Genomic DNA, 21,869 nt, shown 5'->3' on the forward strand with positions numbered 1-21,869 from the left:
CCACCGTCAATTCCGCCGCAGCCTTCCTCTACGCCGCATCTGCCATGCTGATCATTCGCCGATTGGCTCGATCATCATGAGTTTCGAAACCGACTCTTAGAGCCCCCCAAATAAGGTGTTTTGCGCTATAGGCTTATCCCTCTTTGCCGCCCTAGCTGCCAAGACACCGATCCGCCCTGCACGACGCCCATGACCTCGCGGCCGAGCTGGCGGTCGATGACTGGCCGCCACGGGACAAGTGTGAACTCATGGGATTTCTCGACCACGGCGAACTTGCCGCTGGATAGCTGAACGGTTCCGGTGAACTTGCCGCTCACGTTTTCTCCGTCCGTGTCGGCACAAAACGGCAGGCTCTTGCTCTCGGCCATCTCTGCGCCGACGCGGGCAACCTCGCGTTCGCGCAGCGTGGCGAGAAGATTGCGCCTGTAGAAAATGCGACCGTCTCTGCTGCGCGTGGCGTCGCCCTGTTCGATATGATGCTCGCGGCGCTGGTCCACGGCCTCGCGTACCTGCTGGCCGAAGCCAGTTGGTGCAAGGTCGGCCGTCTCGCCATGGATCAGCCGCCGGTCCAGCCAGGTCGCGCCGTCTGATCCGATCTGCTTGTCCAGATCGACCGGGGACAGGACGCGAACGCTGGCCTGACGGTCGCGGCCGGCATCATAGGCGGCGGCGCGGCTGACCACATCATCGGGAATGCGCCATTGATCGGTGTCGATCCGCTCGACGATGCGCGCACGGCGTAACACCTCTAGTCGGCGGACATGAGCATCGACATAGCCTTCATAGTCGCCGCCCGGAACGCGGCCTTCGAATCTTGCCTGTTCCAGATGACGGTTTGGCCGATAGATACCGTCCTCGGAGATAGCGACAATGGTGCGATCGGACGGACGGCTTGCCGTGTCGGCCGGGCCGATCTCAACGACGCTACCGATGTGGGCGTCCTCGATGCGCGCCGGGTCGATGCCGGCGAGATGGTGCGCGCGACCGTCGATCCCGTCCACCACGATGGCCAGTTTCTCGCCCAACTCGTCAGACAGGTGTTTGTCCATGACGCGGCCGATGATTGGTGCTTTGGGCGGGCCGTCATGCACATCAAAGGTCATCGGGTTGCGCTCCAGCCCATAGACCTTCAGCGCCTTGTGCATGGTGCGAATGATGTCGCTACGTTCGCCCAATTCGCGCAGGGCCGGCTCCATCCGTTCGCTCAGTTCCCATACGCCCGGTGCGTGTTGGGTCGCCAGCCCCATGTTCTCAAGCTTAGCGAGACGGCGCAGGCGAAGTGTGCGATTGAACTGGCGCTTCGGCTCGGTCGGCTCGTGGCGCAGGTCGAGGAAGCGTTCGTCGGATTCCTCCGTCATGGCCCGGTCGATGCGGGTGAAACGGTCCTGGCTGATCTCGGCATTGAGCTTGCGGCTCTGCTCGATCTCGGTCACGGGACCAAGCTCCAGCGTTGTCAGTTCGCTCGCCCGCTCGCGGATGCCATTGGCGAGATAATCGCCGTTGATGACAAGGTTCTCGCCCACATCATCCCGACCCCGGACGATGACATGCACATGGGGATGGCCGGTGTTGTAATGGTTGACCGCCACCCAATCGAGCCCTGTACCAAGATCGGCTTCGATCCGGCTCATGAGGTCACGGGTGTGCGCGGTCAGACCCGTAAGCTCCACCCCATCCTCTGCCGAGACGATGAATCGGAACTGATGCCGATCCTCCTTGCCGCGTTCTACGAAAGCATCACCATCGGCGCGGTCCTCGTTGGCCGAATAAAGCTGGCCACGCTCGCCGTCGCGCGAGGTTCCGTCGCGCTGGATATAACGCAGATGGGCAGCCGATTTTCCGTTCTTCCCGGCGTTCTGGACATAGCGGGTTTTCACGACGACGCGACGCATCCCCGGTGCGCTGTGCCGCCAACTGCCTGAGAGCGTGCGCGACCGGACGAAGGCCGCGCCACGCCCGCGTCGCACGCCCGGTCCTTTGGTCGAGCGAGAGCCCTTGCTGCTCTTTGCGGCTGTGCGTGAGCCGAGGCGCGGTGAATATTTTGGATTGGTGGTGCTGTGCTGCCGCGCGATCTTCTTGACCTGGGTCAAGAAGCTCCTGGTCTTCCCCGCCCGTGGCGTACCGGAACGGATGCGGCCGGGCTTCGGCCGGAAGCGGTTTTCGTCGTCGGCGCTCATGGACGCGCCTCTCGCCGAAAATGCAGAAATCCGGGCGAATTCAAGCTATGGTGCCGGTCAAAACCCAGCCAAGCCAAGGCTTTGCGAGACATTGCGGCACGCGAGGCCCCTAAATGGGGTGCCGCGTGCGGTACACCTAACCAGTGTGCAGACAACAACAATTTCGAGAACTGGCCCGACGTGGTGCCATGTTCCTTTATCTTGCCCTCCGCTTTTTCTGCCCTTTCAGCCCCTCCTGCCGGGATTCCAGCCAGGCGCAATCTTGCCTGACTGCACACCGGAATGAGCACTGCCGAGCGCGGGAACACGATACTCATGGTGTGCCTCCGTCGCTCGCGCGGACGACGAAAATGCTGCCGTCCTGCGGCTCCGTATCGGCGGGATCGCGCACCGGAGCGGCGGCGTTGGCGTCGCTGGATTGCGCGTCGGATGACCGCGCGGCGGCAGTCTGGTTGTCGGCCGAGCGCGTAACGAAGAGCGGTGCTTTGCGCCAATCCGGCGGCGGTGCCGGTGCCGTGACAAGCGGTTCGGATGCCGCCGCGCCACTGAGAACCGGCACGAGCGCAGCGACATAGGTGCGGGTCTCGGCGGGCAATGTGCGGCCCGTCGCGAGATATTCATCGTAGCGCGCGGGACCGGCATTGTAAGCGGCGAGCATGGCCGCGGTATTGCCATAGCGGTCCCACATCTCGCGCAAATACGCCGCGCCGGCCAGGATGTTGTCGCGCGGGTCGTAGGGATCGCGGCCGAGCCGATACCGGGCGCGCAGTTCCGCCCAGGTCTCGGGCATGACCTGCATCAACCCCATCGCGCCCGCCGAGGAAATCGCGCGCGCGTCACCCGCGCTTTCCGCACGCAGCACCGCACGAATCCAGGGCTCGGGAATGCCGAAGCGCTGAGATGCCTCGGCGATATGCGCAGCATAGGGATCGACGGACGCGGGACGTATAATGGGCGTCGATTGCGCAACGGCGATGGCCGATCCGCTGCCGAGCGATAGCACAGCGACGAACAGGAACACGGTATAATGGGATCGCGCCCTGTCTCCGCTACGCCGCCAGCCTGCCAGCGTGCTCGTTGCGGTCAAGGGTGCGCGCAATGCGCCGGCCGGGGGCCGCCCTTGACCTTCGCTACACGCGCCGGCCGTCTTACGCCTGAGCGGGACGACGGGATGAGACGGCCTTTCCGCGAACAACGGGATAAGGGTTTTGAGCACGAGGGCGACGCTGGAACGCACGGCCTTCAGTTCCGCTCATTGCGCGGTTTCGGGCGGTTCCAGTGCAGCGTCCAGGCATTTTCATCGTCGTCAGACTGAAAGAGGTTCGCGCGGATCGGCTGCGTGAGCGTGGGATCGTCAAGCTGACAGGACAGATAGTCGCCAGCCTTTTCGCCGGTCTCCTTCCACGCGGCGCCAATTTCGGGACCGTCTGCGTCGCCGCTATGGATGCGGAAGTCCGGCGCGTTCTCCGTGTCGGACTTTTTCGCAGGGACGAGCACGACTTCGAGGTCGATGACGAGTGCGCGGATGCGGCCGGTATAGCCTGTCTTGGTCTTCTGGAATGCGCCGATATTGGCCATGGTAATCTCCTTCGGTTAGGGGTTGGTGGAAAGTGTCAGTGCGCCCATCGCTGCGATTGGGCGCGCCATTCGTAGCGCCCGTCGCCTTCCTCATCGGTCCAAAGCGGTAGCGCCCGGCCGATGACGGAGCTTGCGGGGATGGGACCGAAGTAGCGGCCGTCGAGGCTGTCTCGGATCTCCCAGTTCATGAGGAAGAGTTCGCCGTCGCCGATGACGCGGCAGCCTTGCCAGTCGGGCAGATCGCGCGCCATGCGGTCGCGCTCCAGCGCCTCGCCCATTTTGATCCCATCCACCATGATGGTGTGGTCGATGCGGCAAACCCGCTGCCCCGGCAGGCCGAGGACGCGCTTAAGAAGCGGCACGTCGCGTCCGATATAGCCACGCTCGACCATGAAGCGCGCGAGTGGTTCCGGCGGCATGACGGCGACCAGATCCGGCACGTCGAGCGCGTCTGCGGACGCGACCGTGTAGAAGCCGATGGGCGCACTGGCGGTCGCATTCCAGATCAGCCTGGTCGGCATCTCGACAGCGCTCGCGGCGGCGATGCCGAGCGTTGCCAACGCCGTCACCGCAAGATGGCGGCGGCGCGTCACGGGGCGATCCTCCGGCGGCTCACCCAGGCGGCATGTCGCTCGGGTGTGTAAGCGTGCGGCTCGAGACCGGCGCTCAGCCGGTTATGGACGTGCCGCCAATGATCCGGCGAGGCGTCGGCGGGATCGAGGCCGAGCGCTTCCACGGCGTCGATGGCGGCAAGCGCGCGCTGCACCTTCGGCCAGCCATCGAGCCGCAACAGGATGTCGCCGCCGGGGCGCACGAAGGGCAGCGTCTGGAACGGTTCGCCGCGGTCGATCGCCCGCACGATGTCGATACGCGAGATGATCGTGCCATGCTCATTGGCAGCCCATCGAACGAAGGCGAAGATGCTCTCCGGCGCGAATCCGACGATGCTGCGGCGGCGGTCGAGGATCTGTTCGTAGCTTTTGCGACCGAACCTGATCCAGTGCTCGATCTTCTGCTTCTGGAAGGTCAGTTCGACGAGTGTGATGAAGGGCGCTGGTCCGTCCGACACCGGACGACCCTGCGCACCGCTCGGCTTGCGACGGGTCATCGGTCTTCTCCGGAACTGTCGAGGGATTGCGGTGAGTGCGCGGGGCGCGGACTGGCGGTGTGCTGGCCGGTGGCACCGGCACCATGCCTCGCATGCGCGCGCGTCAAAGAAGAAGAGTTAGATTCTCTGTTAGATTCTTCTATATAGTGTGCCGCTCGATTTGCGCCTGATCTGCCGATACTGTGTGCGCCTGATCTGCCGATAGGTTTAACAGGGTTATCCACAGGCACTGTGGATAGTTTTTCCGGGCGCATGAGCAGCAGTTCGCGCCCGTCCTCCCAGGCAGTCTCGACGTGATAACCGGGGAGCCTCTGACGGGCCGCAAGGCGGCGCAGGTCGAGCGCGAAGTCGGATGGCCGCGCCAGGCTGCCGGACTTGTGGTGGAGGTGCGAAACCTCGAACGCCCAGCCTTCGGATTGATGTCCGGCATGTTTGCGCGCGACACGATAAAGCCAGCGCTCGATGCCGCCCGTCAGCCGAAAATAAGCCGGATCGATGGTCAGGACTAATGAGCGGTCGACGACGCTGTTGTAGAACCACTCGGGCAGGACGAATTCCATGCCCTCGACGCGGCCGGCGTGCGTCGTCATCTCTTCCCATTCGTTGATCCATGAGAATTGCCGGCGCCGCCAATGTGCGCCGTTGCGAATCGTCGTGGCGATGACGGTCGATTGCAGACGCGCCAGCGCGGCCTTGAGCAGCAGATATTGATGGTTGCCGGTGCGACGACCGATGGCGCGCAGGAGCTGATAGGGCACGAAGCGGAAGAAGCGCGAGGTCGAAAAACCGGCATTCTCCGCCGCGACGATTTGCGAGGCCGCCCAGATCAGCACGTCGGCGTCCCAGATAGTCGCCATGCCGTGCTCGGGCATGCCGAAGACCTGGACCTCGACATCGGCCGCCTTGTAGAGAATCGGCCTGGTGCGCGGGGTCTTCGCCAACGAAAAGAACGGCCGCTCCATCAGGTCGCGCTGATCGCGTGGGCTGGCATCGCCGGTTACCACTACGAAAGGGTCGAGGCGACTGCGTTCGCTAATGCCAATCGGCTGCGCGGGGGTATGATCGTCGTCGCACAGCATTTAGCACTCGCCCCGCTCTTTGGGTGTCAGCGGGCGTGCCGGAAAGACCGTCCCGGCGTTCTTGTCCGTGGTGGATTTGCGGGCGCCGATGGCGGTCCAGGACTGCAGGTCCTCAACCGCGTAGAGGACGCGCCCACCAATTTTGCGATAGATCGGGCCAGTTCCATAGGTCCGGTGCTTTTCGAGAGTGCGAAGTGAGATGCCGAGGAAGCGCGCCGCCTCTTTGGTACGGAGCAGGCGCGGCGGCAGCTCCGTGTTGCGCGTAGCCATGAGATTACCTCCGGTTCGTCAGGGTGCTGTCGGAGCGACAGCGGGCTGTGGCGAACCATGGCGAGGGACCGGCGGCCTGTAGCGTGCCGTATTTGTGCCGATGCGCTGGCGGCACCCCAGAGGGGGACGAAAAAGCAAAAGATTTCAGTGCCTCGTCGCCTGCCGCGACGATTAGGCGAAGACATTCCCGCGCGGGTCGGTTAAGAACGACAATGGAGCAGACGCGCTGTTCCGGGGCGTAGTAACCCCTGTTAGCGGTTGGTGCCGACCGTGACGGCACCACACTCCTTGACCTTATGGTCGGGGAGCCTTTGGCGCATGTCCAGGGCTTCTCGCCTAAAGGCCACGGGGCCGGCTAACACGGTTACTAACTCCCCGATCACCAGGGTCAGCGAGAGTCGTTTGCGGGGGCGTACCGCAAACCAGACTTCGCCAGGATTGGGACAGATTCATGCCGATTCCCGTCGAACTCGATCCCGATGTGGAGGACGAAGCGCCGACATGCGACGGCATCACGCCTTATGACGAGCAGCACTATGTCACCTATTTGCGCCTTCTCGACGCCAAGGCCGAAGGTGCGGACTGGACCGAGGTCGCGCGAATCGTGCTGCATCGCGATCCGGTTGCGGAGGAGGATCTGACGTATCGCTGCTGGCAGAGCCATCTCGCGCGTGCGCAATGGCTCTCCCGCGAAGGCTATAGGCGTATATTGGAGAAGGCCGTAGCGGAAGGCCGCTGAAATCCTGATAGAGGCTGACCTGTGTCATCCTCCACCGATGGCCCTTGAGGTAGAGTTGCGAATGGCAGAATTGCTATTCACGTGGCGGAGCTTGGTTGGAAAGTGCTTCGTGGTGCGCCCCTTGATCTTGTCCGCTGCCTCAGTGTAGACGTTCTTCCATGATGTTTATGTCCACATTCTTCCCGCTGATCTGAACGGCTGAAGTCGTTCCGGCGCAATTGCGCCAATAAGATCAAAATGGCTCCGCTGACGCGGGAGCCAAGTGGAGAATGTTGTTATGCCCAAAACCGAGCACATCGGCCTGACCTCCGGTCAGGTCCAGAACTTTATCGACGACGGGTTCGTCAAAATCGAAAATGCCTTCAGCACCGACCTTGCAAAGCAATGCAGGGACGAACTGTGGGCGGATATTGGTCTGTCGCCAGACGAGCCCAAAAACTGGCTTCAACCAGTTGTCCGGGTCGGGTCCAAATCTTCGCCTCCCCTTGTTGAGGCTGCGAACACGGCGCGCCTGCATAGAGCCTACGATCAACTCGTCGGTGTGGACCGCTGGCTTGAGCCCAATGCCCTTGGAACCTTCCCGATCCGCTTTCCCTCTCCTGAATCGCCCGCTGATGATGGCTGGCATTTGGACATGAGCTTTGGCTACGACAATCCGGATTTCATGGAGTGGCGGATCAATGTGAGGAGCAGCGGGCGGGCATTGCTAATGCTGTTCCTGTTCTCGGATGTCGGCTCCGATGATGCGCCTACGAGGATCAGGAAGGGTTCCCATTCCACCATTGCGCGGGAGTTGCTGCCCCATGGTGACGCCGGCGCGACGCTCAGGCAGCTCTCTGCCAACGGTTATCCCTCTACAAAAGATTGCGAGGTTGAACTGGCAACAGGTGCGGCTGGCACTGTCTATCTGTGCCACCCTTTCCTTGTACATGCCGCGCAACCACATCGAGGGAAACAGCCGCGCTTCATGGCGCAACCGCCACTGCTGCCGAGGGGTGAATTTGACCCGGCCTTACCGCCCGCGCCGGTTCAGATCGCCATCCGTCAAGCTTGTGGGCTGACGTTCTGAAGTTTAACATCATCCGGGACCGCTGGGCGGTCCCGGATATTCCAGAATGCAGCTCCAAATCCGGAATCGCGTCATTACTTTGGCCGTCTCACATTGTCCGCCTTGATCGGATAGTGCAGCAGAAGCCGATAGCCGCCCTCCATCATTTTCAGTCCGTGGGCCACGAGACGGCGAGCCTTGTTCTTACGCGGATCGATTTCGAAATCTTCTTTCGTTCCACGGAAACCGAGCAATACTTCCGCGATTGTCCGATAGCTTTCGTCGCGCAGCTTCGCGTCGAGGGCGCGCAGAGACAGGATGTGAAACTGGCGCAACTGCGCCGGCATCGTGCGGAAATCGCGGCCGGGCGGACGACGATTGAGCGCGCGCCAGAAGCGGCGGGCTGCATGGACACGCAGATCGAAGAAGCGATCCGGGGGCAATCTGAAGACGTAGTAGGCCGCTCTGTCGGGCATGGCGTCCGGGAGCCAGAACTGATGCGTTACGCCATCGACCTGCCAGAGGCCGTGCCAGCCATCGTCGGCCTGTCGCAGATCGAGGTTGTCGATATGCGCCAGTGTGACGATGGGTTCGGTGTCGCTTTCATTGTGCTCGGCGGGCGATAGCCGCACCGCGCGCGGTTGAAAGCTCGGGATCCAGAACAGGGATTGGCTGTCAGGCGGTGTTTCGGGGTCGCAGGGGAAATCGCAACCCCCAGCGCCGGGAGAACGATTCCAGGCTGCGCGGCGCCGGTTTCCGGGCGCGCGTTATGGTCTGATAGTCATGATGATACTCTTCGTGGCGACGGAGATATTCCCATGCAAAGCCGGCTGGAGGAATGCGCTTGGCATGCCCGTAGGGTGCCGATGAACGCCAGTCGATGTTCAGCATAGTGTCGCCTCCCCATAGGAGCATGGAAAACCACGCCCGACCGGGAATTTTCGACAACGGAAGACCACATCTGAACCCGCTATAGTTCGATATGTTGATCGCGTAAGTCGATCAATACTCGTTGTTTTCTTCCTAACATTGCCTTTGTGATTCCGCGAGCCGGGCAGAGCCGGCGAGCGGCGGCTTTGTCTTGGGGCATGGCCGTGCCGCCGATCCGCGATACCGGATCGGCGGCCAATTTCTCGACAATGGTGTTGCCTGACATACGGAAAGACACGTCGCCGCCCCTCGCGTTAGGGATTGAAGCCGAATGGCGGAAATGTTCGACAGGCGTGGTTCCGGCACGACCGGAAAGGCCAGCCTGCAGGGCAACGCCCTTGCAATTTTGCCTCTCTGACGCTATGTATATCCCAATTGAATATCCCGCACGTAGGAGGTGGACATGACCAGCTCGACCGTTTTCACCAGCAACCGCAGCCAGGCGGTGCGCCTGCCCAAGGCCGTCGCCTTTCCCGAGAACGTGCATCAGGTCGATATTCTCAAGATCGGCCGCAGCCGCGTGATCGTGCCCCAGGGCAAGAGGTGGGATGATCTGTTCCTGAACGGGCCGCGTGTCAGCGAGGATTTCCTGAGCGAGCGCGAGCAGCCGGCAGCGGAAGAGCGTGAAGCCTTCTGATGCTCACCTATATGCTCGACACCAATATCTGCATCTATGTGATGAAGACCTATCCGCCCGCCGTCCGGGACAAGTTCAACGCCCTGGCAGAGCAACTATGCATATCGAGCATCACGCTTGGGGAGTTGCACTATGGCGCGGAAAAGTCCGCCCGACGCACCGAAAACCTGACCGCCATCGAACATTTCGTGGCACGACTGGAGGTGCTGCCATTCGGGGACAAGGCAGCCGCTCATTACGGGCAGGTCCGGGCGGAGCTGGAGCGGGCAGGAACGCCATGCGGTCCGCATGACATGCAGATCGGCGCCCATGCCCGCAGCGAAGGGCTGATCGTCGTGACGAACAATATGAAGGAGTTCGTCCGCATGCCCGGTGTTCGGGTGGAGAACTGGGTATAGGAGCGCTGTGGGCGTAAAGGCTTCCCACGGGCATGGAAAAGGCTCCGACCTTTCGGTCGGAGCCTTTGTGCGTTTCACTCGCCGTTGCGGCGGGTGGGTCGGGACCAGATGAGCGAGTAGGTCTCGCCGTCCTCCTCGTCGAAGAGGTTGGCGTAGATCGGAGCGGTGAAGCTCGGATCGTCGAGCTTGAGGCCCAGATAATCGCGACCCTCGCCCGAGCGCTTGGACCAGGCGGCGCCGATCTCGGCGCGGCCGACCAGGACCCGGTGGCTGGGGGCTTTCTCGCCGGTGGCGCTCAGGTCGGGGATGATGCGCACGCCCTTGGCCTGGACGCCGAGGGTGACGATTTCGCCGGTGAATTCGTTCGAGCCGGTCTTCTTGAAGGTGCCGATGGTTGCCATTGTAAGTCTCCGTTTTCCGTTTCCGAGCCCGCACCATTGCGGCCTCGATGGCGATCGACAGGCCGGAGACGAACGCTGGCGCATCCCCGCATGCGGGGGCTGGACAGCAAAGGAGGAACTTTCTTGTCACCGCGAGGAATGACGGCCTTGGCCGGCAGGGGAAGAAAGTTGTGACGACGCTGTTGCGCTGAAGCGGTCGAAGCGCTTGCGCTGCTCTTCGGCCAGATCAGGCCATTGGAGAGGCCGTTTGGAGCGGTCGAGACACGGGGGTTGAACGGAGACGTTGGCGACCTTGAGGCTCCATCAGGACGACCAGACCGGCAACCACCGGCATATCTGTCGCCCCGCCACCCAGGCCATGCGCATCCTTCTTCCCGGCCTGTCCCACCGGCATTGCCCCAGCCGAGTTCGGGACCTGTCCGCGAATACCGGCGTTGACCGTCCTGCGCTCCTCGCCGGGGCCGTGTCCGAGCGTCATGTCGATCCGGGATCTGCGTACCGACCCTGCCGATCTCCCGATGGGGACGGCGGAGTCCCGGCTCCCGTTTCTGGTCGTCCAACGGTTCACGGCAGATCAGGTGCGGACAAGGTTTCCCTCCGTAGGGTCGGCAGCCGCCATGCCCGCGATGCGCAGGAAAGCCGTCACGCCCACGGCAACCGCGCCGATGACCGAGAAGACGAGTTGCCATGTGTCGGAGGGCATCATGTGCTTGACGATGCCGAGCGTGGCGTAAAATCCGGCCATGCCCGCCGGAGCGACGAAGGCCAGCGCGATCAGCAACCGCGCCCAGATCGGGCGGATCAGCATGAGCAAACCCTGACCGACCGCCAATGTCAGACCCGCGGCGGCGAACCCTACGAGAATGGCGCCGAGCCAGCCCGCGCCTGTGCCATAGGCCCAGGTGCCAGCGTTGAGGCCGATGAAAAACGGCAGGGCATAGACCGCAAGGTTGAACAGCAGCCAGCACATGATGCCGATAGCCGCGATGGAAACGAGGATTCCAAGAAAGATCATGGTGGTGTCTCCGTACAAGGAATTGAACGGTTGCGCCTTCCACCACCACCACGACGCAAGTCGGGATATAGCATGAACATGCCCGTTTGCGCGAGGCAGAATGATCGGTCTGCTCGACCGTTCGACTCGTGGTGAAGTGGAAGGCAGCGCTCACGCGCTGCCCTCTGCCAAACGATAGACCGGAATGCCCATCTTGCGGGCCTTGTCGGCCAGGTTGTCCTGGATGCCGGTGCCGGGGAAGATGATTACCCCGATCGGCATGGTGTTTAGCATCTGGTCGTTGCGCTTGAAGGGCGCGGCCTTGGCGTGCTTCGTCCAGTCGGGCTTGAAGGCGACCTGCGACACCTTGCGGTTGTTCGCCCAGGTGACGGCAATGCGCTCGGCGCCTTTCGGCGATCCGCCATGCAGGAGCACCATGTCCGGGTGCTTGGAATGGACCTGATCGAGCTTGTCCCAGATCAGCCGGTGATCGGTGGTGTCGCCGCCCGAGAAGGCGATCTTCGGCCCGGCGGGCAACAGCACCTCGTTGTCGGCCCGGCGTTTTGCGGCGATGAAGTCGCGGCTGTCGATCATGGCCGAGGTCATCTGGCGATGGTTGACCCGTGAACCGGAGCGCGGCGACCAGGGCGTGCCGGTGGTGCGCAGGTAGATGTCGGCGGCGGTGTCGCGGAAAAGCTCCATGCTGTCGCGACGTTCGATCAGGCTCTGGCCGATATCGATCAGGGTTTCCAACTGGACGGATTTGACCTCACTGCCATCCTGTTCGCGCTGAAGGCGCTTCTGTGCCTGCTCGTTATCGTCCAGTTTGCGCTCGATCCGAAGGGCGGCGCGGTGGAAGGTGTTGACGGTGGACCACATGATCTCATCGAGGTCGGAATCGAGGCTGGTATCGGCCATGGTGGAAATCAGGGCGTCGAAGATATCGGCGACCGCGCCCTGGATGGCGGTATCCTCGGGCGTGATCCGGGGATCGGCCTCGTCCTCGGAAGGACGGTAGCCATAAAGTTCGAGGTCTTCGACGACACGGCTGGTCGGGGACGTGCTGTGATCGGGTTCAAAATCGTCATGGGCGTACATGGGATGCTCCGTCGGCTGGACCGCGACCGTCGCGGCCTTCATGGCGACGAAAGCCCACGGGCGGTCCGGTCTGGCAGCCCGAGCCCCTGGCGAGGGCCTCGATGGCCGGGTCCGGCTAATTTGTTTCGCGCTGTAAAGCCCCGCAGGGGCGACGGAAATTAGCCGGTCGCGGCCATTGCCTGACCGGAGCGTTTGTGGGCCGCTCGCCCTCTGAGAAGGCCAAGGCGCGGTCCTCTGCCGACAATGGTGCAGCTTTCGTATGCGCGTGACAGGATTGATCCTGCCCGATCACGGCCCCAGTGCCGGCTATGGCGTCAGGGCCATGAAGCGGCTGACGTCCTCGGGGGCGATCTGCACCCGGATTTGTGCCCGAAGCGTATCCAGTCCGCGGGCGGCGAGATCGTCATTGAAGTCCCCCAGCATGGGCGAGAGCGTGATCGCCTCGATCCCGGCCTCGGTGGCCCGGTCCACCAGGCTATCCCGCGCGCCATCGCCTGCCGGATCGTTGTCGCGGACGATATAGAGCCTGCGCAGTTGCGGCGGGAACAGGATAGCGGCGAGATGCCCGGCCGAGAGTGCGGAGATCGTCGGCATCATCGGTACGGCTTGACGCAGCGACAGGATGGTTTCGATGCCTTCCCCTGCTGCCATGACTTCCCTCGCATCGCCGAACCGGACGGCGTGTCCGAGCAGGTCTCCCATCGCTTTCCTCGGCGGATCGACAGGCGCCTTGCCGGAACCGTCCGGGGCCAGCCAGGTGCGGTGCGCGCCGGTGATCTTGCCATCGAGATCGGTGACGACGGCGATCATGGCGGGCCATGTCTCGGTCGGTCCATCGCCCTCGGGCCGCCAGTAACAGTTCGGATGGAACCGCAAATTTGCGGTTCCGCGTAAATCCGTAATGCCGCGTTGGCGTAGATACGCTTCCGCGACACTGCCGATGAGCGGCTGCGTCATGCGCCACAGGCGGCGGGCTGCCTCGGATGATCGCGATGGCGCAGGCGGTGTTCGGGAGCAGCGGGGCTGCGGCTCCGGTTCGGGATGCGGCAGGCTGAGGAAGCGCCGGGCTTCCTCGGCAACATCGGCGAAGTCGATCAGGCCGAGGCTTTCGCGGATCACGTCGAGCAAATCGCCATGTTCGCCGCTCTGTGCATCGGTCCATTTACCCGCCGCGCCCTTGCCTGAATCCGGCCCGGTCAGGCGTACGAACATGGAGCGGCCCGGATTGTTCTGCACATCGCCGACCTGCCAGTAGTTGCCCTGCTTGCGCCCGTTCGAGAGATAGCGGCGGCACACCGCCTCGGCTTGTTGACCGAGACGCTGCGCCAGCTCCGAAGCATTGAGACGAGCCATTACGCTGCCTCCCGCTCACCGATGCGCTCGACCGGGAAGCGGTCGAGAAGCTTGTCGATGATCTCCGGCCCGGATGTCCCCACCGGCACGAAGAAGCGCAGCTTCCACGAGATGATCTCGCTGAAGAGCCCATAGGCGCGAAGCCGATCGCGCATCGTGTCGGAGAACCCGGAAAGCTCGATCCGGTTTGCGCCCATGACGCGGGAGCGGCGCAATTGCAGCCCTTCGGCCAGATCGAGGATCGTCCGGCCTTCGAGCAGCGCGGCATAGGCGGCATCTGGCGTAATGCTGGCGGTGCCCCCACTGCCCGAGGCATTGTCCGCCCATGCGGGCGAGACGCGGCGACCGATGATCCGTTCGCCCTCATCGGTCTGGAGCCGATAGACGCGGGACGACTCCTGCGGAAGTCGCTTCCAGATCGGCAGGAGCAACCCCGTCACCATATGCAGGATGCTGTCGGTGAACTCCGGCACTTCAACCAGTTCCGCCGTCCAGACCGAGGCGAAGGCGGCGCGGTCAGCCTCGACCCAGTGGGTCTCGCCCATCATCCGCACGGGCATGTTCATCGCCTCCATCGGCCGGATCAGCCGGATGCGCCGCTCGATCTCGCCATCGTCGAGCATGACGCTGGTGGTCGGGATCTGCACCGCCGCCCGGCCGGACCGCTCATTGACCAGCAGCTTTGCGCGCGGATCGTCGAGTTCCGCCAGCGCGGCATCCAGCGTCACCGGCTGGTTGCGCCTGCGCTCGGTGAGGGTCAGCAGCCGCGTTTCCGCACCGGTGCCCGGATGGGTGTGGATCACCTGACGATCGGTGACGATGAAGCTTTCGGCTCTGAGCGTTTCCAGCCCCATGTCATAGGAGCCGGACGCGATGGCCCCGTCGATCCGCGCCTCCAGCAGCTGCTCGAAGGCCGAGAACAGGATACCCTGAAGCTCGATGGTCAGCGCCAGCAGGCGGTTGAGGAATGTGGTGATCGGTGGCAGATCATCCTTGATGCCATTCGAATCCATCAGCTTCAGGCCGGTGGCGGATTCGAAGCGCTCGAGCGAGCATCCATCGACCTTGCCGCGCACCAGCAGCATGTAGAGCTGGCGCAGCGCATCGCGGGCATAACCGGATTCCAGATTGTCCTCGGGCCGGAACAGGCCCTGACCGCCGGTCTGGCGCTGGCCGCGCGTGATCGCGCCCAGCGTATCGAGGCGGCGGGCAATGGTCGAAAGAAACCTCTTCTCGGCCTTCACATCCGTGGCGATGGGCCGGAACAGCGGCGGCTGTGCTTGATTGGTGCGGTTGGTGCGTCCGAGCCCCTGAATGGCGGCATCGGCTTTCCAGCCGGGTTCCAGCAGATAGTGGACGCGCAGTCGCTGGTTCCGCGCCGAGAGTTCGGCGTGATAGATGCGCCCGGTGCCACCCGCATCCGAGAAGACCAGGATGCGCTTTTGGTCATCCATGAAGGCTGAGGTTTCGGCGAGATTTGCCGAGGGTGCGCGGTTCTCGACGATTAGACGTGCCGATGTACCTTCACCACGGCGCACGATCCGGCGCGAACGGCCCGTGACCTCGGCCACCAGATCGGTGCCGAAGCGTTGGACGATCTGGTCGAGCGCGCCCGGGACCGGCGGCAACGAGCCGAGTTGTTCGAGCATCTCGTCGCGCCGTGCCACGGCCTCTCGGCTTTCGACCGGCTGGCCGTCGCGGAAAACCGGCCGTGAGGAGAGGTTGCCTTCGCCATCGGTAAAAGGCTCGTAGAGCTGCACCGGGAAGGAATGCTGCAAATACGAGCCTACGTACTCCCTCGGCGTGACATCGACGGAAATATCGTTCCACTCCTCGGTCGGAATCTCGGCCAACCGCCGTTCCATCAGCGCTTCGCCGGTCGAGACGATCTGGATGACGGCCGCATGGGCCGCCTCGAGATCGGCCTCGATCGAGCGGATCAGGGTGGGCGTCTTCATCGAGGTCAGTAGATGGCCGAAGAAGCGCTGCTTGGTGCTCTCGAAGGCCGACCGAGCGGCCGACTTCGCCTGCCGGTTCAGCGTCCCCTCGCTGCCGGTGATATTGGCCGCCTCCATCGCCGCGTCCAGGTTTCCATGGATCACGGAAAACGCGGCCGCGTAAGCATCGTAGATGCGGCGCTGCTCGTCGGTCAGCGCATGCTCGACCAGTTCATATTCGACGCCATCGTAGGAGAGCGACCGGGCGGTATAGAGGCCGAGGGAGCGCAGGTCGCGGGCCAGCACCTCCATCGCCGCAACACCACCGGCCTCGATCGCCTCGATGAACTCGGCCCGGGTCTGAAACGGGAAATCCTCGCCGCCCCAGAGGCCCAGCCTTTGTGCATAGGCGAGGTTGTGGACCGTGGTGGCGCCGGTCGCCGAGACATAGGCCACACGGGCGTCCGGCAGCGCGTGCTGGAGCCGCAGGCCTGCGCGTCCTTGCTGCGAGGCGGCGATATCGCCGCGGTCTCCCTTGCCGCCACCGGCATTCTGCATGGCATGGCTCTCGTCGAAAATGATGACCCCATCGAAATCGGAGCCCAACCATTCGACGATCTGCTTGACGCGCGAAACCTTCTCGCCACGGTTGTCGGAGCGTAGCGTGGCATAGGTGGTAAAAAGGATGCCTTCCGACAAAGTGATCGATTTACCCTGCGGGAACCGCGACAATGGCGTGACGAGCAGTCGTTCCATGCCGAGCGCCGACCAGTCGCGCTGTGCATCCTCGATCAGCTTGTCGGATTTGGAGATCCAGACCGCATTGCGCCGCCCGCGCAGCCAGTTGTCGAGGATGATCCCGGCCGATTGCCGACCCTTGCCCGCGCCGGTGCCGTCACCCAGCATGAATCCCCGACGGAACCGTACAGCGCCTACCGCATCTTCGGATGCGGCGCTCACATTGTCGAAATGCTCGTCCACGGTCCAGGCCCCGGCGAGATAATCACCATGGGCTTCCCCGGCATAGATCACCGTCTCAAGCTGGGCGTCCGACAGGCGGGTGCAGATGTCGGGGGGCAGCATGGGCCGATAGGAAGGCTTGGGCGGCGCGACCGAAGCCATGGCGGCAGATTGCACCAGCTTTGTTGGATGCGGTCGAGCATCAGGAATGCGCAGAGATTGCAGCGCATACTCCTCATAGATGGCGTCCGACAGGCGCATGCCTTCCGGCGGAGCCCAGTCCACGGTCTCATAAGCCAGTTCCACGCCTTCGGGATCATTGGCCGGAGGTGCGACAGGCCGGGAGGCTACCGAGCGGGCGAGATAACCGTGCACGGTCTTCGGTGTGCCGGTGGCAACAGGCGTCGCCATCTTCGGCAGCGTCACCGGCAGACGCGGCGGAACCTGCGCCTCGATCCAGCCGATCAGCGAGGCGACATCCGGCGCGATCCCCGGTGACGCCGGAAACGTGGACGGATCGCCGGCAGGCAGCTTGTCGATGACGGTCAGCCGGGTGTCGATGGTGGTGCCGTGTTTCGCATAGACCGCGCCATCGACGGCGGCGGTGAAGATCACGCGCCCGCGTTCCTGCAAGCGGGTGAAGGCATTGCGCCAAGCGGGAGCTTCGGGATCGAAGTTGGCGCCGGTGATCGTGACCAACCGCCCGCCGGGAGCGAGCCGGGCCAGCGACGAGGCGACATGCCGATATGCGGCATCCGCCATGCGCCCGGTCACGTTGGCCATGACCGAGAACGGCGGGTTCATCAGTACCACCGACGGGACGGTACCCGGCGCCAGATGGTCGTCGATCTGCGCGGCGTCGAACCGGGTGACGGGAAAGGCCGGAAAGAGGGAGGACAGAAGATCGGCGCGGGTCTCGGCCAGTTCGTTGAGGATCAGCGAGCTGCCGGCGGTCTGCGCCAGGATCGCCATGAGGCCGGTGCCCGCCGAGGGCTCCAGAATCACGTCATCAGGCGTGATCGCAGCAGCCGTCAGGGCGGCAAGGCCGAGCGGAACCGGGGCACTAAACTGCTGGAAACTCTGGCTTTCCTCGGAGCGGCGCGTCTGCGTCGGGAGCAATCCCGCGATCTTCGCCAGCAGGTCGAGCTGTGCAACCGGGGAAGCGGCTTTACGGAAAAGCGCCTTGCCGTATTTGCGCAGGAAGAGGACCGTGGTCACTTCGCAGGCTTCGTAGGCCAGCTTCCAGTCCCATGCGCCGGTCGCATCGGAAACGCCGAAGGCGGTCTCCATCGCGCCGCGCAGGATCAAGGCATCGACACGCTGGCCGCGTTCGAGATGGGGGAGCAGGAGATTGGCCGCAGCCAGAATCGCGGGCGCAGCCGCCAGCGACGTGACCGGATCGGCCACGGGGGAAGAGATGTTCATGTCGGGAACCTCGGGAGAGCAGGAAGGGGAAGGCCCGGACAGCGCTCTCTCTCAACCGCCCGGACTCAATCCGTTCCGGCGGACCTCTTCCTCTGGATATGGCGACATGAAAAAAGCGCCCCAACCTGACGGTAGGGCGCTTTCCGATCACCCGAAGCGGCGACCAGCCTCTGTGAAGGTATAGTCGTTGGCGATGATGGTTTCATCGACCGCCTCGTCCGAAGACAGGTAGTCGTATTCGCGCTCAAGCTGGCGGTAGAGCCAGCGCGCGAGATCGCGCAGCGCCTCGATGACGGTATCCTTGGCGTCGGCCGTCATGTCCTGATATGTCGGACTGTCGCGTTCGACCGAGATCGTCATGCAATATTCGTGATAGTAGTGCCCACGATGGCTGGCCTCGGCGCGAAGCTGGTAGAAATTGCGTCGCTGGATCGCCTGCAAGGCATCGGCGATGCGATGCAACTCCGTGTCCTGCGGGGCATATTCCCTGATCCGGCGCGGCGCGCCTTTCCGGTAGCAATACAGCGTTTCGAAGCAGGCGCCGTCGCCCTGGCTCCAGAAGCCCCGAAACCAGATGCAGGGCTCCTGCCGGGTGCCGCCGCCCATGAGCCGGACGGGACGGGCTTTGAGGTCCAGGCCGAGGATGTCCGCGATGCGCTGGAAATCCTCATAGACGGCATCATACCAGTCGTAATCGAAGCCGCCCTCGCGATACCAGGCGCGGGCTATGTTCTTCGCGGCGTCGGAAAGCTCGTCGAGGCGATAGACGGTGGTTTCGATGATGCTAGGCATAGGGATCGCCTCCCTCCAGCATGATGGACAGCCAGCCATCGGTATAAATCCAGTCTACGGTTTCGCCGGTGGCCAGGTCGAGCACATGCGCTCCGCCGCCGAACCCGTCGATCCGAGGTTTCGAGCAGGTGTTGGCGTATTGCATCCCCCACAGGCCGGTCAGGCTGAACTCTTTCGCAAAGCGCTTGACGAACTGGATGACATGCTCGGGATCGCCGGTGACGTCATCGCGTATCCAGAGCTGCGTGCCGCCATGCTCGGGCTGGATCGAGAGCAGAAATCCGTCCGAAGGCGGGTCTTCGGCGGCGTTTTCATGCGCCAGCGTGTTGTAGATGTCGAGCGCGCGGGCAGCGTTCTCGGACGTGCCTACGTCGAGCAGACAGGAGAAATGCGTGTAATAATCGGCCATGACGGTCTCCAGAAATGTAACGGCCCGGCGCAGAACCAGACCAGATGGATGGGAGGAAGAAGATTAGGCGGCTCGTGGCAGGCTGAGCAGGTCGGCGGTGATTTCCTGCCAGAAGGGATCGACCAACCTGGTCTCAAGCGTGGCGGCGCGGTAGCGCAGGTTGCGGGCCTCGGCGGGGTCCGATGTGCGGAAGGCCATGCCGCGCAGGCGGCTGGCCTCGGTCACGATCCGGCGGGCCTCGGCGTCCGACGCGACCGGTTGCTGCCAGAGAATGATCCCAGCGCGGATTTCTCCGGCGACGACCAGGCCGTACTCGCGGTCCTGGACGAGCATGATGCGCGGGCGGAAATGCAGAACCTCGTCAGGATCAGTGCAGATATCGCCGCGTGACAGGCGCAAGGCCGCGAAACGCATGGCTTCCTCGGGCGCCGGGCTCTGCCCAATCGGAATGGTGCGATCGAAGCTGCCGGCCTTGTCACCGTCCTCATAGCTGGCGATGCCGAGGCAGGAGATGCGCAGTGGCAGCTTCTGGGCGCGGTACAGCGCGGGCAGCACCTCGGTTGCAAGAATCTGACCAATTGGGCGGAAGGTCTCATGGCGGGAAAAGGTCATCGGAATCACTCCATGACGGGCGCCGGGAGCCTCTCTCTCCGGCAACCAACCCGCCACGGCCGAATGGCCCGAACTCTCCCTCTCTGACCGGGGCATGGCCCCGGTTCTGCTGTCGGCGATGGGCGCCCATCGCAGGGCTGAAGGCCCGGTCGCGGACCTGCCGCGCGCCGGGCCGTCGGGGGATGAGGCGCTTTCGCGCCTCATCCCCATGGGTCCAGTTCCAGCTTCACCATGTCGTCGTCGCCGTCGAATTCGTTGGCGGGCATGGCGCCATGGGTTCCGTCCCCGGCCTGGAACACGACGACCTCGACCATCAGCGTGGCGGCGAGGCTGGCGGCGAAGGCGGTGGCATCTGCATAGGACATCGGGATTGGCTCCTGTCTTTGGGAGGCGGAGGACCATCCCCCGCGCAACAGGCGCCCGAAGTGTCTGACTGTCCGGGTTCAGCGCCAATGAGACAATTTCGGCTTAACGGATAGAGGAGGATTTCTGGCTCATCGTAGCCCTTCAAGGAGCGAAGATGAGACGGAAATCCGGGACACAGAAGGAGCCGGCGGAAAAGGTCATCAAGGACATCCGCCGCGCCACCCGCAAACAGTATTCGGCGGAAGAGAAGATCCGCATCGTGCTGGAAGGCCTGCGCGGCGAGGAGTCGATTGCCGCGCTGTGCCGGCGTGAAGGCATTGCCGAGAGCCTCTATTACAATTGGTCGAAAGAGTTCCTCGAAGCCGGCAAGAAGCGGTTGGCCGGCGATACGGCGCGTGCAGCCACCACCGACGAGGTCAAGCATCTGCGTCGCGAAGCTCGCGATCTGAAAGAGGTCGTCGCCGAACAGGCGCTGGAACTGCGGCTGCTCAAAAAAAGCATGATCGCGGATGGGGGAGACGACGAATGAGATACCTCGCCTCCGAGAAGCTGGAGATCATCCGGCTCGTCGAGCAGTCGCATCTGCCGGCCAAGCGAACGCTGGACAAGCTCGGCATTCCCCGCGCGACTTTCAATCGCTGGTATGACCGCTTCCTCACCGGCGGCGTCGATGCGCTGGAAGACCGCAAGCCTCAGCCCAGGCGGGTCTGGAACCGCATTCCCGACGAGGTCCGAGAGAAGGTCATCGACCTTGCCCTCGATGAGCCGGAGCTGTCACCGCGAGAGCTGGCGGTGACGTTCACCGATACGCGAGGCTACTTCGTCTCGGAATCCTCGGTCTACCGCCTGCTGAAGGCGCAGGATCTGATCACCAGTCCCGCCTTCATCGTCATCAAGGTCGCCGACGAGTTCCATGACAAGACGACGGCGCCGAACCAGCTGTGGCAGACCGACTTCACCTACCTGAAGGTCATCGGCTGGGGCTGGTTTTATCTCTCGACCATCCTTGATGATTACTCGCGCTACATCATCGCCTGGAAGCTGTGCACCACGATGAAGGCCGGCGATGTCACCGATACGCTGACCATGGCGCTGCAGGCATCAGGTTGCGACAATGCCAGGGTCATGCAACGGCCACGCCTCTTGTCAGACAATGGTCCGTGTTATGTCGCCGGCGAACTGGCAACCTGGCTCAACGGCCAAGGGATGGAGCACACCCGCGGATCTCCGTGCCATCCCCAGACCCAGGGCAAGATCGAGCGATGGCACCAGACGCTGAAGAACCGCATCCTGCTCGAAAACCACTTCCTGCCGGGTGCTCTCGAAGCGCAGATCGGTGCCTTCGTCGATCACTACAATCACCGGCGCTACCATGAGAGCCTCGCCAATCTCACACCGGCCGACGTCTACTTCGGACGCGGCCAGACCATCCTGCAGACAAGAGAAAGGATCAAACGCGAAACCATCAACCAACGGCGCTTGCTGCATCGCAAGGCCGCCGCTTAAAATGAAAACCCTGATGGGCCAGAGCCTCCACTAGATCAGGCCGCCGATTGTC

General features: G+C 63.3%; 24 protein-coding genes. 5 read left to right on the forward strand and 19 right to left on the reverse strand.

Annotated elements, in window-relative coordinates:
• Window positions 1-125 precede the first annotated feature (125 nt).
• The 8 genes from AC07E3_RS20095 to AC07E3_RS20130 are packed head-to-tail and all read right to left on the reverse strand — an operon-like array spanning window position 126 to window position 6,212.
• Window positions 126-2,177, reverse strand: a complete 2,052-nt coding sequence (locus tag AC07E3_RS20095; protein ID WP_478364390.1) for a relaxase/mobilization nuclease domain-containing protein — start codon at window positions 2,175-2,177, stop codon at window positions 126-128.
• Window positions 2,174-2,494, reverse strand: a complete 321-nt coding sequence (locus AC07E3_RS20100) for a hypothetical protein (protein WP_478364392.1) — start codon at window positions 2,492-2,494, stop codon at window positions 2,174-2,176. Before AC07E3_RS20100 ends, AC07E3_RS20095 begins: the two co-directional genes overlap by 4 nt.
• On the reverse strand, window positions 2,491-3,414 hold the full coding sequence (locus AC07E3_RS20105; protein WP_478364394.1) for a lytic transglycosylase domain-containing protein: 924 nt from the start codon (window positions 3,412-3,414) through the stop codon (window positions 2,491-2,493). Before AC07E3_RS20105 ends, AC07E3_RS20100 begins: the two co-directional genes overlap by 4 nt.
• 5 nt (window positions 3,415-3,419) lie before the next feature.
• A complete protein-coding gene (locus tag AC07E3_RS20110; protein ID WP_478364396.1) occupies window positions 3,420-3,755 on the reverse strand; it encodes a DUF736 domain-containing protein in 336 nt (111 codons plus the stop codon).
• Between the two features lie 35 nt (window positions 3,756-3,790).
• A complete protein-coding gene (locus AC07E3_RS20115; protein ID WP_478364398.1) occupies window positions 3,791-4,348 on the reverse strand; it encodes a S26 family signal peptidase in 558 nt (185 codons plus the stop codon).
• The gene (locus AC07E3_RS20120) at window positions 4,345-4,863 is read right to left on the reverse strand and encodes a DUF2840 domain-containing protein (protein ID WP_478364400.1); all 519 of its coding nucleotides are present in this window, start codon (window positions 4,861-4,863) and stop codon (window positions 4,345-4,347) included. The genes AC07E3_RS20115 and AC07E3_RS20120 overlap by 4 nt, the downstream gene beginning before the upstream one ends.
• Window positions 4,860-5,942, reverse strand: a complete 1,083-nt coding sequence (locus tag AC07E3_RS20125) for a replication initiator protein A (RefSeq protein ID WP_478364402.1) — start codon at window positions 5,940-5,942, stop codon at window positions 4,860-4,862. The genes AC07E3_RS20120 and AC07E3_RS20125 overlap by 4 nt, the downstream gene beginning before the upstream one ends.
• Complete coding sequence (locus tag AC07E3_RS20130; RefSeq protein ID WP_478364404.1) at window positions 5,943-6,212, reverse strand: helix-turn-helix transcriptional regulator; 270 nt, start codon at window positions 6,210-6,212, stop codon at window positions 5,943-5,945.
• Window positions 6,213-6,663: 451 nt separating this feature from the next.
• Between AC07E3_RS20130 and AC07E3_RS20135 the strand changes: the two genes are divergently transcribed.
• Together AC07E3_RS20135 and AC07E3_RS20140 are read left to right on the forward strand one after the other, a co-directional pair.
• The gene (locus tag AC07E3_RS20135; protein ID WP_478364406.1) at window positions 6,664-6,951 is read left to right on the forward strand and encodes a DNA -binding domain-containing protein; all 288 of its coding nucleotides are present in this window, start codon (window positions 6,664-6,666) and stop codon (window positions 6,949-6,951) included.
• A 277-nt stretch (window positions 6,952-7,228) separates the two neighbouring features.
• The gene (locus AC07E3_RS20140) at window positions 7,229-8,020 is read left to right on the forward strand and encodes a phytanoyl-CoA dioxygenase family protein (protein ID WP_478364408.1); all 792 of its coding nucleotides are present in this window, start codon (window positions 7,229-7,231) and stop codon (window positions 8,018-8,020) included.
• A 74-nt stretch (window positions 8,021-8,094) separates the two neighbouring features.
• On the opposite strand, the gene AC07E3_RS20145 is transcribed toward AC07E3_RS20140, so the two are convergent.
• Both AC07E3_RS20145 and AC07E3_RS20150 read right to left on the reverse strand, forming a co-directional pair.
• Complete coding sequence (locus AC07E3_RS20145; protein WP_478364410.1) at window positions 8,095-8,631, reverse strand: DUF2285 domain-containing protein; 537 nt, start codon at window positions 8,629-8,631, stop codon at window positions 8,095-8,097.
• 43 nt (window positions 8,632-8,674) lie between these two features.
• Window positions 8,675-8,890: a transcriptional regulator domain-containing protein gene (locus AC07E3_RS20150; protein ID WP_478364412.1), complete on the reverse strand. Its 216-nt coding sequence runs from the start codon at window positions 8,888-8,890 to the stop codon at window positions 8,675-8,677.
• A 442-nt stretch (window positions 8,891-9,332) separates the two neighbouring features.
• Between AC07E3_RS20150 and vapB the strand changes: the two genes are divergently transcribed.
• Window positions 9,333-9,566, forward strand: a complete 234-nt coding sequence (vapB, locus tag AC07E3_RS20155; RefSeq protein WP_478364414.1) for a type II toxin-antitoxin system VapB family antitoxin — start codon at window positions 9,333-9,335, stop codon at window positions 9,564-9,566.
• Window positions 9,566-9,964: a type II toxin-antitoxin system tRNA(fMet)-specific endonuclease VapC gene (gene vapC / locus AC07E3_RS20160; protein WP_478364416.1), complete on the forward strand. Its 399-nt coding sequence runs from the start codon at window positions 9,566-9,568 to the stop codon at window positions 9,962-9,964. Before vapB ends, vapC begins: the two co-directional genes overlap by 1 nt.
• A gap of 74 nt (window positions 9,965-10,038) precedes the next feature.
• Here the strand turns inward: vapC and AC07E3_RS20165 are convergent, their stop codons facing one another.
• The 9 genes from AC07E3_RS20165 to AC07E3_RS20205 form a co-directional block, all read right to left on the reverse strand.
• Window positions 10,039-10,365: a DUF736 domain-containing protein gene (locus AC07E3_RS20165; RefSeq protein ID WP_478364418.1), complete on the reverse strand. Its 327-nt coding sequence runs from the start codon at window positions 10,363-10,365 to the stop codon at window positions 10,039-10,041.
• 574 nt (window positions 10,366-10,939) lie between these two features.
• Window positions 10,940-11,380, reverse strand: a complete 441-nt coding sequence (locus tag AC07E3_RS20170; RefSeq protein WP_478364420.1) for a hypothetical protein — start codon at window positions 11,378-11,380, stop codon at window positions 10,940-10,942.
• A 150-nt stretch (window positions 11,381-11,530) separates the two neighbouring features.
• The gene (locus tag AC07E3_RS20175) at window positions 11,531-12,457 is read right to left on the reverse strand and encodes a DUF2493 domain-containing protein (protein ID WP_478364422.1); all 927 of its coding nucleotides are present in this window, start codon (window positions 12,455-12,457) and stop codon (window positions 11,531-11,533) included.
• Window positions 12,458-12,763: 306 nt separating this feature from the next.
• Window positions 12,764-13,810: a DUF7146 domain-containing protein gene (locus tag AC07E3_RS20180; protein ID WP_478364424.1), complete on the reverse strand. Its 1,047-nt coding sequence runs from the start codon at window positions 13,808-13,810 to the stop codon at window positions 12,764-12,766.
• On the reverse strand, window positions 13,810-18,132 hold the full coding sequence (locus tag AC07E3_RS20185; protein ID WP_478364426.1) for a strawberry notch-like NTP hydrolase domain-containing protein: 4,323 nt from the start codon (window positions 18,130-18,132) through the stop codon (window positions 13,810-13,812). The genes AC07E3_RS20180 and AC07E3_RS20185 overlap by 1 nt, the downstream gene beginning before the upstream one ends.
• A 147-nt stretch (window positions 18,133-18,279) precedes the next feature.
• Entirely contained in the window at window positions 18,280-18,924 is a 645-nt protein-coding gene (locus AC07E3_RS20190) for an antitoxin of toxin-antitoxin stability system (protein ID WP_478364428.1), read from the reverse strand.
• Complete coding sequence (locus tag AC07E3_RS20195; RefSeq protein WP_478364430.1) at window positions 18,917-19,333, reverse strand: hypothetical protein; 417 nt, start codon at window positions 19,331-19,333, stop codon at window positions 18,917-18,919. Before AC07E3_RS20195 ends, AC07E3_RS20190 begins: the two co-directional genes overlap by 8 nt.
• A 63-nt stretch (window positions 19,334-19,396) precedes the next feature.
• A complete protein-coding gene (locus AC07E3_RS20200; protein WP_478364432.1) occupies window positions 19,397-19,945 on the reverse strand; it encodes a hypothetical protein in 549 nt (182 codons plus the stop codon).
• A 200-nt stretch (window positions 19,946-20,145) separates the two neighbouring features.
• Window positions 20,146-20,310, reverse strand: coding sequence for a hypothetical protein (locus AC07E3_RS20205; protein WP_478364434.1), 165 nt, complete (start codon window positions 20,308-20,310; stop codon window positions 20,146-20,148).
• Between the two features lie 155 nt (window positions 20,311-20,465).
• Here AC07E3_RS20205 and AC07E3_RS20210 point away from each other — a divergent pair.
• Window positions 20,466-21,817 (forward strand): IS3 family transposase gene (locus tag AC07E3_RS20210; protein ID WP_478364436.1). Its coding sequence is split into 2 segments (ribosomal slippage): window positions 20,466-20,802 and window positions 20,802-21,817, totalling 1,353 coding nucleotides; the frame shifts between segments, so codons are not numbered across the junction.
• The last annotated feature ends 52 nt before the right edge of the window (window positions 21,818-21,869 follow it).

The organism is Nitratireductor lacus (assembly GCF_056431025.1).

Excerpts from the sequence above, each read along its gene's own strand:
- AC07E3_RS20140 (WP_478364408.1), top strand. The coding sequence starts at position 7,229 with ATGCCCAAAACCGAGCACATCGGCCTGACCTCCGGTCAGGTCCAGAAC.
- AC07E3_RS20165 (WP_478364418.1), bottom strand. The coding sequence starts at position 10,365 with ATGGCAACCATCGGCACCTTCAAGAAGACCGGCTCGAACGAATTCACC.
- AC07E3_RS20200 (WP_478364432.1), bottom strand. The coding sequence starts at position 19,945 with ATGACCTTTTCCCGCCATGAGACCTTCCGCCCAATTGGTCAGATTCTT.
- AC07E3_RS20150 (WP_478364412.1), bottom strand. The coding sequence starts at position 8,890 with ATGCTGAACATCGACTGGCGTTCATCGGCACCCTACGGGCATGCCAAG.
- AC07E3_RS20125 (WP_478364402.1), bottom strand. The coding sequence starts at position 5,942 with ATGCTGTGCGACGACGATCATACCCCCGCGCAGCCGATTGGCATTAGC.
- AC07E3_RS20100 (WP_478364392.1), bottom strand. The coding sequence starts at position 2,494 with ATGAGTATCGTGTTCCCGCGCTCGGCAGTGCTCATTCCGGTGTGCAGT.
- AC07E3_RS20110 (WP_478364396.1), bottom strand. The coding sequence starts at position 3,755 with ATGGCCAATATCGGCGCATTCCAGAAGACCAAGACAGGCTATACCGGC.
- AC07E3_RS20180 (WP_478364424.1), bottom strand. The coding sequence starts at position 13,810 with ATGGCTCGTCTCAATGCTTCGGAGCTGGCGCAGCGTCTCGGTCAACAA.
- vapB (WP_478364414.1), top strand. The coding sequence starts at position 9,333 with ATGACCAGCTCGACCGTTTTCACCAGCAACCGCAGCCAGGCGGTGCGC.
- AC07E3_RS20195 (WP_478364430.1), bottom strand. The coding sequence starts at position 19,333 with ATGGCCGATTATTACACGCATTTCTCCTGTCTGCTCGACGTAGGCACG.
- AC07E3_RS20130 (WP_478364404.1), bottom strand. The coding sequence starts at position 6,212 with ATGGCTACGCGCAACACGGAGCTGCCGCCGCGCCTGCTCCGTACCAAA.
- AC07E3_RS20190 (WP_478364428.1), bottom strand. The coding sequence starts at position 18,924 with ATGCCTAGCATCATCGAAACCACCGTCTATCGCCTCGACGAGCTTTCC.
- AC07E3_RS20170 (WP_478364420.1), bottom strand. The coding sequence starts at position 11,380 with ATGATCTTTCTTGGAATCCTCGTTTCCATCGCGGCTATCGGCATCATG.
- AC07E3_RS20185 (WP_478364426.1), bottom strand. The coding sequence starts at position 18,132 with ATGAACATCTCTTCCCCCGTGGCCGATCCGGTCACGTCGCTGGCGGCT.
- AC07E3_RS20205 (WP_478364434.1), bottom strand. The coding sequence starts at position 20,310 with ATGTCCTATGCAGATGCCACCGCCTTCGCCGCCAGCCTCGCCGCCACG.
- AC07E3_RS20135 (WP_478364406.1), top strand. The coding sequence starts at position 6,664 with ATGCCGATTCCCGTCGAACTCGATCCCGATGTGGAGGACGAAGCGCCG.
- AC07E3_RS20120 (WP_478364400.1), bottom strand. The coding sequence starts at position 4,863 with ATGACCCGTCGCAAGCCGAGCGGTGCGCAGGGTCGTCCGGTGTCGGAC.
- AC07E3_RS20175 (WP_478364422.1), bottom strand. The coding sequence starts at position 12,457 with ATGTACGCCCATGACGATTTTGAACCCGATCACAGCACGTCCCCGACC.
- vapC (WP_478364416.1), top strand. The coding sequence starts at position 9,566 with ATGCTCACCTATATGCTCGACACCAATATCTGCATCTATGTGATGAAG.
- AC07E3_RS20095 (WP_478364390.1), bottom strand. The coding sequence starts at position 2,177 with ATGAGCGCCGACGACGAAAACCGCTTCCGGCCGAAGCCCGGCCGCATC.